Source organism: Thiemannella venezuelensis, assembly GCF_014203605.1.
GTDB lineage: Bacteria > Actinomycetota > Actinomycetes > Streptosporangiales > Streptosporangiaceae > Planomonospora_A > Planomonospora_A venezuelensis.
This window is the reverse complement of record NZ_JACHJJ010000002.1, coordinates 470,498-480,219: the sequence shown is the minus strand read 5'-3', so window position 1 is coordinate 480,219 and position 9,722 is coordinate 470,498. Positions and strand designations below refer to the sequence as shown.

Here is a 9,722-nt window from a genome sequence, read left to right as displayed (position 1 = left end):
ACCTGCCCGGTGGACGTGCTCAAGGTCGACAAGCTGTTCATCGACGGCGTCACCGGCACCGCCGAGCAGGCCGCGATCGCCACCTCCCTGGCGCACATCGCCCAGGTGATGCGCCTGCGGGCGGTGGCCGAGGGCGTGGAGACCGCCGACCAGGCCGAACGGCTCTACCAGCTGGGCTACCGGCTGGCCCAGGGCTTCCACTTCGCGCCGCCGCTGTCGGCCGGCAACATCGAGCAGATCCTGGACACACGCGCCGAGAGCCCCGCCCCGGAGTCGTGGGAGCGGCCCGCCCTGGCCGGATAGGCCGCGCCCCGGAGGACCGGCCCTGCCGGGTCAGCGGAGCTCGTCGGCCTCGCCTCGCTCGTGGATGAGGGCGGCGAGCTCCATGACCTGCTGGGCGGTCCGCGCCTTCTCCGATCCCTGGAGCCCCATGGCGCCGATGGTCATCCCGTCGGAGAAATCGATCTTCGCCCAGGGCTCGCCCTCGACCAGCGTGACCGCGAGCACCTCCGGCCACTCGTAGCGGTGCACCCGCAGCGCGTTGACCAGCGTGATGCCGTTCTCGTCGGCCTCCACCCGGCAGCGGCCCAGCAGGTGCAGCACGCCGGCGACGAGCCCGGCGAACACGACCACCCCGATCTTGTCGGGGAGCGCGAACGGCGGCGGCAGGAAGACCGCCATCAGCACGGCCCCCACCATGAGCAGCGCGGCGAGCCCGTACGCCACGATCCGGCCCTTCTTCGGCCGCCACACGACGGGCAGGGCGGGCGGGGGGACCCTCTCGGAGCTCACCTGCGGATCACTTTCCTTCTGCGGAACGGCTGGTCGGACGCGGTTCGAAACCTATCGCACGCCCCCGGCGCCCTCGCTCACGCCACCGCCACCGGCACCGGCACCGGGCAGTCCAGACCGCCCGGCGCCGGTCGCCGCCGTCTCTCCAGCCGCCGTCTCTCCAGCCGCCGCCTCTCAGCCGCCGCCTCCCGCCCGCGCTTCAGTCCCGCAGGTCGCGCAGGAGCAGAGCGGTCTCCAGCGCGGCGACGGTGGCCTCGTACCCCTTGTCCTCGTGGCTGCCGGGCAGCCCGGCCCTGTCGAGGGCCTGGTCCACCGTGTCGCAGGTCAGCACGCCGTTGCCCACGGGGGTCTCCTCGTCCAGGGCGATCCGGGTCAGCCCCGAGGTCACCGAGTCGCAGACGTAGTCGAAATGGGCGGTCTCACCGCGGATCACCGCGCCCAGGGCGACGACCGCGTCGCACCTGCGGGCCAGGGCCTGGGCCACGACCGGGATCTCCAGGGACCCGGCCACCCGGACCACGGTCACGGTCGCGCCGCTGTCCTCGCCGGCCTGCACCGCCCGCGCCACGAGCTGATCGGTGATCTTCTCGTGCCAGCGGGCGGCCACGATCCCGACCGTCAGCCCCCCGGCCCCGACCGCCTCCGCGCCGGGCCTGCCCTCCCCGCTCATGCGGCCTCCCCGACCGGCGGCCCGGAGTCCGCGGGCGCGCCGCGTCCATCGACCCTCTCGCTCATTCCCTCTCCCCGTGGATGTCGTGGCCGAGGCGGTCGCGCTTGGCCGCCAGGTACTTCTCGTTGTACGGGTTCATCGCCACCGGCATCGCCTCGCGGCCCAGCACCTTGACGCCGTAGCCGTCCATGCCGCGGGTCTTGGCCGGGTTGTTCGTCAGCAGCCGGACCGACCTCACGCCCAGGTCGGCGAGCATCTGCCCGGCGTTGGAGAACTCCCGGGCGTCCACCGGCAGGCCGAGCTCCAGGTTGGCGTCGACGGTGTCGCTCCCGTTGTCCTGCAGGCCGTACGCCCGCAGCTTGGCCAGCAGCCCGATCCCGCGCCCCTCGTGTCCGCGCAGGTAGACCACCACCCCGCGGCCCTCCTGCGCGATGCGCTCCATCGCGTGGTCGAGCTGCACCCCGCAGTCGCAGCGCAGCGAGCCCAGCACGTCCCCGGTGAGGCACTCGGAGTGCGCCCGGACCAGGACGTCCTCTCCGTCGCCGAGGTCGCCGTAGACCAGGGCCAGGTGCTCGCCGCCGTCCAGGGCGCTGGAGTAGCCGTAGGCGCGCCACATCCCGTGCCGGTTCGGGATGCGCGTCTCGGCGACCCGGGTCACCATCCGCTCGGTCCTGCGCCGGAACTCCACCAGCTGCTCGATGGAGACCAGCGCCAGGTCGTGCTCGTCGCAGAAGGCCCGCAGCTCCGGCAGGCGCTTCATGGTCCCGTCGTCGTTGACGACCTCGGCGAGCGCGCCGGCCGGGCTCAGCCCGGCCAGCCGGGACAGGTCCACGGCCGCCTCGGTGTGGCCGCGCCGGACCAGCACGCCGCCCTCGCGGTAGCGGAGCGGGAAGACGTGGCCGGGCCGGACCAGCTCGAACGGCTCGGTCGCCGAGTCGCACAGGGTCCGGATGGTCTTCGCGCGGTCGGAGGCGGAGATGCCGGTGCTCACGCCGTCGCGGGCGTCCACGCTGATGGTGTAGGCGGTGCGCATGCGCTCGCGGTTGTCGTGCACCATCAGCGGCAGGCCGAGCCGGTCGAGGTCCTCGCCGGGCATCGAGACGCAGATGACGCCGCTGGTGTGCCGGATGGTGAAGGCCAGCAGCTCCGGTGTGGCCTTCGCCGCGGCGAAGATGATGTCGCCCTCGTTCTCGCGGTTCTCGTCGTCGACGACCACGACGGGCCTGCCCTCGCGGATGTCGGTGATCGCCCGCTCGATCGGGTCCAGCATGGTCACACGGCCTCCTTGGGGACGAGCGCGGTCCGGGACCGGTACTCCTTGAGCCAGCTGGCGAATCCGGCGAGGACGAGCACGAAGAAGATCCCGTAGACCGTGCCGGAGACGACCAGCCCGGAGCTGAAGGCCAGCGGGACGCCGACCAGGTCCACCGCGACCCAGACGATCCAGAAGTCGACCAGTGCCCGGCCCTGCGCCCAGGTGGCGACCGCGCTGCCGACGAAGATGTAGGCGTCGGCGGCGACGAGGGCGTACCCCTCGACGCCCGGCGTGTGCACGCCCCACGACAGCTCGAACACGAAGAACAGCACGCCCACCAGGGCGGTTCCCGCGATCATGACCGCGACCAGCCCGAGCCGCTCGCGCGGGGTCGCCGGCCGTACGGCCAGCGCCTGGCCGCCCTCGGTGCCGCGCGCCCACTTCCACCAGCCGTAGACGGCCAGCGCCCCGAACATGACCTGCTTGAGGGCGTTGCCGGTGATGTGGGCGCTGATCGAGGCGATCAGCAGCAGCACCGCGCCGGTCAGCTGCACCGGCCAGGTCCAGATGGACTTGCGGATCGCCAGGATCACGGTGGCCAGCGCCGCGATGTTGCCGGCCAGGTCGGTCCAGAGGACCTTGACGTCGTCGAACAGTACGAATCCCGCCTCCGTCCAGTTCACGGCCGGCCTCCCGGCCCGTAGGCGCCCACCAGCTTCTCCACGTGCTTGGCGATCACGTCGGTCTCCAGGTTCACCGGGTCGCCCGGCCGCTTGGCACCGAGGGTGGTCAGCTCCAGCGTGGTCGGGATCAGGCTGACCGAGAACGCCTCGGCGTCCACGGACGCCACGGTCAGGCTCACGCCGTCCACCGCGATGGAGCCCTTCTCGACCACGTAGCGGTTCAGCTCGGCCGGGAGCGAGATCCGCACGACCTCCCAGTGCTCGGCGGGCTCCCGGGAGAGCAGCACGCCGGTGCCGTCCACGTGGCCCTGGACGATGTGCCCGCCGAGGCGCGCATCGGCGCGGACCGCGCGCTCCAGGTTGACCGGGGAGCCGGGGCGCAGCGCGCCGAGGCTGCTGCGGTCGAGGGTCTCCTTCATGACGTCGGCGGTGAACACCTCGCCGCCGACGTCCACCACGGTCAGGCAGACGCCGTTGACCGCGATCGAGTCGCCGTGCTTCGCGTCGGCGGTGACGGCCTTGCCGCGGATCGCCAGCCGGGCGGCGTCCCGCAGCGGTTCGAGGGAGGAGACCTCCCCCAGCTCTTCGATGATTCCGGTGAACATTCTCACTGCTCCTTAACGGGTACCGGCCGGGCGGTCAGACGCGGGTCCGGCCCAACGGGGGGATGTGTCCTCGGGCTCCGGGCGGCGGGTCCGGAGGCCGGGACGCGGGCGGAGAGCAGGATCCGGGCGCCGCCGTCCGCGACCGGGCACAGTGGGCGTCCCGCGGCGGGACCGGCGGGCGGCGGGGCGGGGGCCGGACGGCGTCGAGGGCCAGGGCGTTCAGGGGGCCGGCGGTGCTCCGCAGGGCTCGGACGTCCGGCACGGCCGGGCTGTCCGGCGTACGGCGGTGCGCCGTCACATGGGATCGGCTGGCTCAACCCGGGTCTCCTACTCGCCAGTAGCTTCCTGCCACGGCGGGCCCCGGGGATGACGGGTGCACAGAACTCCCGTCGGCGGAGGGCGCCTTGACGGCACTCTCCGCTCGCGCGCTTCCTCCCATCCGGACTTTAACCGTCGGTCCCGGAATTTCACCGGGTCAACCGGTCGATGGCTTCGACCGGGTCGCGGACTGTAACCGCCGGTTCGGACTTTCACCGACCCCGGAGCACGCTGCTCTCTTCTTCGGGTGGCGGGCCCTGCCGGGCCCGCTCCCTTACCTCAGTGTGCCACGCCCGGCAAACCGGACGGAACCTGACCCCAGCATATGAACCAAGCGAGCGCTTGGTCAATATCCGTCCCCGTCACGCCGCCGCGTTCAGCCGCCGCGCCCGCCGGGCGTCGGGCGCGTACCTGACCGGGGCCGGGACCAGGCCGATCCCCGCCTGCAGGGTTCTCAGGGTCGCCGTCGCCCACAGGTCGCCGAGCGGCGTGGCGGGCAGGCCGTACAACCTGCGGGCCCAGCGCGGCAGGGTGGCGAAGGCGAGCAGGGTGAGCGCGGGCATGACCGGCTTGAGCGGGAGCAGCCGCGGCGGGAGCGGCGCGTTGAGCGACTGGCGCAGGGGGTGGGGCACCTCGGGGGCGAAGTAGAGGCCGGGACGGCGGGCGTCGATGTAGTCGCGCATCTCGGCGACCGAGCCGGGGACGTCCTCGGGCTTCAGGCCGACGACCTCGGCGGCGCGGCGCCACTCGGCCACGAACCGGTCGGCCTCGGCGTCGGTCAGGGACACCCCCGCCCGGCGGGCCACCGACAGGTAGGAGTCGACCTCGCCGACGTGCACCCAGCGCAGCGCCTCGGGGTCGTCCAGGCGGAAGCGCTCGCCGGTGTCGGGGTCGAGGGCGGTGAGCCTGGAGTGGATCTTCCGGACCCTGGCGCCGGCCCGCTCGACCTCCGCGCTCGTGCCGTAGGTGCGCACCCGGACGAACTCGGTGGTGCGGGTGAAGCGGGACCACGCCTCGGCCGGGTCCATGAGGGCGGAGTTCTGCGCCACCCCGCGCATCGCCCTGGGGTGCAGCCCCTGCATGAGCAGCGCCCGGAAACCGCCGACCAGCAGGATCGGCTCCCCCATCACACGCCAGGTCACCGAGCCCGGCCCGAACAGCCCGTGATCCATGGGCCACCTCCTCGTAAGTAAGTGGTTACCCCATCCGCGCGGACCTCACACCCGCCTCGCGGGAATCCGCCGCCGCACGACCGGCGGGGCGCCTCCGTCACAGGATCGCGACGTTTTCCGGACACAACCGGAACGGAGCCGTCATGGACGTGTCATGGACATGTCACAAATCCGTGAAAAGCAATTCTCGGGGGAACGACATCCTTTCACGGGACCCCGGGACCCGGTCAACGGAATTATCGCAACGAGCCAATCGAATTTACACAACAATAAAATGAGATGCCCCGTTCCCATTGATCGGGCGGATGGCTTTTGCGATGGTTCCCCCAGATCCCGAACCACCTTTGCTCCTGGGAGCCTCCACCCGATGACGATCCCCGCGCCGGCCGTGGCCGGACCCGGTAAGACGCTGGCCGCCAAGGCCCCGGAAACCGCGGGCCGCTCCCCCGGCCGGCTGATGTGGCTACGTTTCCGCCGCGACCGGACGGGTGTCGCGTCCGCCGTCGTCGTGATTTTCTTCCTTCTCGTCGCGGCACTGGCCCCGGTCATCTCCTGGCTCTACGGAAAGGACCCCTACACCCTGTACGGCCAGGACACCCCGGGCCTGCTGAACGACTTCGGATATCCGGTCCTGCCCAACGGCGGGATCAGCTCGGAGTTCTGGTTCGGCATCGAGCCCAACCTGGGCCGGGACGTTTTCATGCAGCTCGTCTACGGGATCAGGACCTCCCTGCTGATCGCCGCCGCGGCGACGGTCCTGGTCACGACGATCGGCATCGTGATGGGCATCGTCGCCGGATACGCCGGCGGGAAGACGGACTACGCCATCGGCCGCGTGATCGACCTCACCCTGTCGTTCCCGTCCACGCTGTTCATCATCGCGTTCATGCCGGTCGTGGAGAACCTCTTCGTCAGCCCGGACGAGGAGACCCCGGTCTGGCTGCGCGCGGTGACGCTGGTCATCATGCTGACGGCCTTCCAGTGGGCCGGCATCGCCCGCATCCTGCGCGGCCAGGTGCTCTCCCTGCGCGAGCGCGAGTTCGTCGAGGCGGCCCGGGTCACCGGGGCCTCCCCCGCCCGGATCGTCTTCAAGGAGCTGCTGCCCAACCTGTGGACGCCGATCCTCATCCAGGCGACGCTCCTGCTGCCCGCCCTCGTCACGGCCGAGGCGGCGCTGTCGTTCCTGGGCGTCGGCATGATCGAGCCCATCCCCGACTGGGGCCGCATGTTCCTGCGCGGCACCCAGGTCTACCAGAACGACATCACCTACCTCATGTTCCCCGGCGTCGCCCTGCTGGTCTTCGTGATCGCGTTCAACCTGCTCGGCGACTCGGTCCGCGACGCCTTCGACCCCAAGATCAAGCGCTAGACCCGATAGGAGAGAGATGAGAGTCCGCAAGCGGTCGACCATGGCCGCGCTCGCCGCCGGCCTGCTCGTGCTCACCGGCGCGTGCGCCGAGGGCAACCAGGGTGCGCCCGCCACCTCCAGTAGCGCGCCCGCCGCCTCCGCGGAGCCGTTCAAGCCGCCGACCATCACCGTCGGCACGGCAGAGGACTCCAAGGGCCCCGCCATCGAACCCGAGGGCGTCGTCCGGGGCGGCACCGTCACCATGATCGACAGAGACGACTTCGCCCACTTCGACCCCGGGCAGAGCTACGTCAACACCGCGACCAACTTCGGCCTGCTCATCCACCGCGGCCTGACCGGCTACAAGCGGGTCGCCAAGGGCGACTACAAGCTGGTCGGCGACCTGGCCACCGACGCGGGCACCGTCTCCGACGGAGGCAAGACCTGGACGTTCACCCTCAAGGACGGGGTGAAGTGGCAGGACGGCTCGCCGATCACGTCCGAGGACGTGAAGTGGACGATCGAGCGGACGTTCGCGCCGTTCATCACCCAGGGCCCGACCTACGTCCAGCAGTGGCTGACCGAGGCCGACCACAAGAAGGCCTACCAGGGCCCCTATGACGGCAAGCGCCTGGACGCCATCGAGACGCCCGACGACAAGACGGTCGTCTTCAAGTTCAAGACGCCGCACGCCGACGCGAACTACGCCTTCGCGATGGGCGGGTACGCCATCGTGCCCAAGGCCAAGGACACCAAGGAGAAGTACGACAAGGAGCCCTTCTCCAGCGGGCCGTACGTCATCAAGAGCCACGTCGTCGACAAGACGCTGGACCTGGAGCGCAACCCGAACTGGGACGCGGCGACCGACCCGATCCGCGGCGCCTACCCCGACAAGTGGCACATGGAGTTCGGCCAGGAGGCCCTGCAGATCACCGACCGCCTCATGGCGGACGCGGGAGCGGACCAGACGGCGTTCACCTTCTACGCCAGCGTCCCGCCGGAGCGGCTCCAGCAGGTCCTCGGCGACGCCTCGCTGGCCCCGCGCCTGCTGAAGAGCCCCTCGCCGTACGGCAACTACTACTACTTCAACCTCGACCGGGTGAAGGACGTCAAGATCCGCCAGGCGATCAACTACGCCTGGCCGTCCAAGCAGATCCAGCAGGTCTCCGGCGGCCCGGCCGCGGCGGCGCTGCCGACCACGATCCTCAACGAGAACACCACGGTCGGCTACGAGCCCTACGACCTGTTCGGCAAGACGACCAAGCCCGAGGGCGACATCGACAAGGCCAAGGAACTGCTGGCCCAGTCGAGCAACCCCACCCCGACCATCGTCTACGCCTACAACCAGACGCCGGTCCAGGAGCAGGTCACCGTCGTGATCAAGAGCGCCCTGGAGAAGGCCGGCATCAAGGTCGTGGCCAAGCCGCTGGACCGCAAGACCTACTACGACTCCATCGGCCTGGTGAAGAACGAGTTCGACCTGTACTGGGGCGGCTGGGGCGCCGACTGGCCGTCGGGCTCCACGGTCCTGCCGGTCATCTTCGGGCCCGTCGCCGACGGCGCGCCGAACTACGCGCACCTGAAGGACCCGGCGCTCACCGCGGAGATGGACAAGATCACGGCGATGGCCGACATCGACGAGGCGAACGCCGCGTGGATGGCGCTGGACAAGAAGGTCCAGGAGACGATCACCCCGCTGGTCGTCGCCGAGAACCGGATCGCCAACATCCTCCACGGCTCCAAGGTGGGCGGCGCCGAGATCGATCCGCAGTTCTGGATCGTGTCGCCGAACACCATCTTCGTCAAGCAGTGACCCTGCTCCGGGGGCCGCGCCGCACGGCGCGGCCCCCGGACCGCAGCGGTCCCAGCCACTCCCCGTCGGGAAGCAGTCGATGCTCCGTTTCCTCACCCGCCGCGCCCTCGGCGCCGTGGTCACCCTGGTGGTCATCTCCGCCGTCACGTTCTTCCTCTTCTTCGCCGTTCCCGCCGACCCGGCCCGGCTCGCCTGCGGCAAGGTCTGCCCGCCGGAGCTGCTGGAGCAGGCCCGGCACAACCTGGGCCTGGACCAGCCGCTGTTCGCGCAGTTCACCGCCTGGCTGGCCGGGATCTTCGTCGGCCGCGACTACGGCGGGCTGGGCCACTGCCCGGCCCCCTGCCTCGGCTACTCCTTCGTCAACAAGGCGCCGGTCTTCGAGACGATCCTGGACCGGCTCCCGGTCACCGTCTCCCTCACCGTCGGCGCGGCGCTCGTCTTCCTGCTGTTCGGCGTCGCCACCGGCATCATCGCGGCGCTGAACCAGGGCCGGCCGCTGGACAAGATCGCCAGCGTCTCGTCGCTGATCGGCTTCTCCCTGCAGATCTACTTCGTCGGCACCCTCGCGCTGTACTTCCTGGTCTACCAGAACCAGATCCTGACCCGGCCGCAGTACCGGCCCTTCACCGAGGACCCGCTCGCCTGGGCCGCCGGGCTGGCGCTGCCCTGGGTGGTGCTGTCGATCATCTTCACCGCCAACTACACCCGGATGACCCGCTCGACGATGGTGGAGCAGCTCGGCGAGGACTACGTGCGCACCGCGCGGGCCAAGGGCATGAAGGGGCGCAGCGTGGTCATGCGCTTCGCGCTGCGCGGCACCCTGACGACCGTCATCACCATCTTCGGCGTGGACCTCGGAGCGCTCATCGGCGGCGCCATCATCACCGAGACCACCTTCGGCCTGCAGGGACTCGGGCGGCTGTCCATCAACGCCGTCACCGACTCCGACCTGCCGGTCCTGATGGCCACGGTGCTCGTGGCGGCCGGGGCGATCATCGTGTTCAACATCATCGTGGACGCCCTGTACGCCTTCATCGACCCCCGAGTACGGCTGAGCTAGGAGCCT

Annotated in this window: 10 protein-coding genes and 1 riboswitch; of the genes, 4 read left to right on the top strand and 6 right to left on the bottom strand. The window is 70.6% G+C overall.

Annotation, left to right across the window (positions count from 1 at the left end; genetic code table 11):
• On the top strand, positions 1 to 303 hold a 303-nt coding region (locus FHS22_RS05705; protein ID WP_184939026.1), incomplete at its 5' end, for an EAL domain-containing protein.
• Between the two features lie 30 nt (positions 304 to 333).
• On the opposite strand, the gene FHS22_RS05700 is transcribed toward FHS22_RS05705, so the two are convergent.
• From FHS22_RS05700 to FHS22_RS05675, 6 genes are all read right to left on the bottom strand, one after another.
• Positions 334 to 792 (bottom strand): PH domain-containing protein, encoded by a 459-nt coding sequence (locus FHS22_RS05700; protein WP_184939025.1) that lies wholly within the window; start codon positions 790 to 792, stop codon positions 334 to 336.
• Between the two features lie 199 nt (positions 793 to 991).
• Entirely contained in the window at positions 992 to 1,462 is a 471-nt protein-coding gene (gene ribH, locus FHS22_RS05695) for a 6,7-dimethyl-8-ribityllumazine synthase (protein WP_184939024.1), read from the bottom strand.
• 61 nt (positions 1,463 to 1,523) lie between these two features.
• A complete protein-coding gene (locus FHS22_RS05690) occupies positions 1,524 to 2,732 on the bottom strand; it encodes a bifunctional 3,4-dihydroxy-2-butanone-4-phosphate synthase/GTP cyclohydrolase II (protein WP_184939091.1) in 1,209 nt (402 codons plus the stop codon).
• Positions 2,733 to 2,734: 2 nt separating this feature from the next.
• On the bottom strand, positions 2,735 to 3,400 hold the full coding sequence (locus FHS22_RS05685) for a nicotinamide mononucleotide transporter family protein (RefSeq protein ID WP_184939022.1): 666 nt from the start codon (positions 3,398 to 3,400) through the stop codon (positions 2,735 to 2,737).
• Positions 3,397 to 4,005, bottom strand: coding sequence for a riboflavin synthase (locus FHS22_RS05680; protein WP_184939021.1), 609 nt, complete (start codon positions 4,003 to 4,005; stop codon positions 3,397 to 3,399). Before FHS22_RS05680 ends, FHS22_RS05685 begins: the two co-directional genes overlap by 4 nt.
• A 421-nt stretch (positions 4,006 to 4,426) precedes the next feature.
• A riboswitch (FMN riboswitch) is annotated at positions 4,427 to 4,557 on the bottom strand.
• 128 nt (positions 4,558 to 4,685) lie between these two features.
• Positions 4,686 to 5,495 carry an oxygenase MpaB family protein gene (locus FHS22_RS05675; protein ID WP_184939020.1) on the bottom strand — a complete coding sequence of 270 codons (810 nt, stop codon included), beginning with the start codon at positions 5,493 to 5,495 and terminating at the stop codon, positions 4,686 to 4,688.
• A 367-nt stretch (positions 5,496 to 5,862) separates the two neighbouring features.
• On the opposite strand from FHS22_RS05675, the gene FHS22_RS05670 reads away from it, so the two are divergent.
• The 3 genes from FHS22_RS05670 to FHS22_RS05660 all read left to right on the top strand — a co-directional run bounded on the left by FHS22_RS05670 (position 5,863) and on the right by FHS22_RS05660 (position 9,716).
• Positions 5,863 to 6,864: an ABC transporter permease gene (locus FHS22_RS05670; protein WP_184939019.1), complete on the top strand. Its 1,002-nt coding sequence runs from the start codon at positions 5,863 to 5,865 to the stop codon at positions 6,862 to 6,864.
• Positions 6,865 to 6,880: 16 nt separating this feature from the next.
• Positions 6,881 to 8,656 (top strand): ABC transporter substrate-binding protein, encoded by a 1,776-nt coding sequence (locus tag FHS22_RS05665; protein WP_184939018.1) that lies wholly within the window; start codon positions 6,881 to 6,883, stop codon positions 8,654 to 8,656.
• Positions 8,657 to 8,735: 79 nt separating this feature from the next.
• Positions 8,736 to 9,716 (top strand): ABC transporter permease, encoded by a 981-nt coding sequence (locus FHS22_RS05660; RefSeq protein ID WP_184939017.1) that lies wholly within the window; start codon positions 8,736 to 8,738, stop codon positions 9,714 to 9,716.
• Positions 9,717 to 9,722 lie beyond the last annotated feature (6 nt).

Coding starts and splice junctions, on each gene's coding strand:
- ribH (WP_184939024.1), bottom strand. CDS start 1,462: ATGAGCGGGGAGGGCAGGCCCGGCGCGGAGGCGGTCGGGGCCGGGGGG.
- FHS22_RS05690 (WP_184939091.1), bottom strand. CDS start 2,732: ATGCTGGACCCGATCGAGCGGGCGATCACCGACATCCGCGAGGGCAGG.
- FHS22_RS05680 (WP_184939021.1), bottom strand. CDS start 4,005: ATGTTCACCGGAATCATCGAAGAGCTGGGGGAGGTCTCCTCCCTCGAA.
- FHS22_RS05675 (WP_184939020.1), bottom strand. CDS start 5,495: ATGGATCACGGGCTGTTCGGGCCGGGCTCGGTGACCTGGCGTGTGATG.
- FHS22_RS05670 (WP_184939019.1), top strand. CDS start 5,863: ATGACGATCCCCGCGCCGGCCGTGGCCGGACCCGGTAAGACGCTGGCC.
- FHS22_RS05665 (WP_184939018.1), top strand. CDS start 6,881: ATGAGAGTCCGCAAGCGGTCGACCATGGCCGCGCTCGCCGCCGGCCTG.
- FHS22_RS05660 (WP_184939017.1), top strand. CDS start 8,736: ATGCTCCGTTTCCTCACCCGCCGCGCCCTCGGCGCCGTGGTCACCCTG.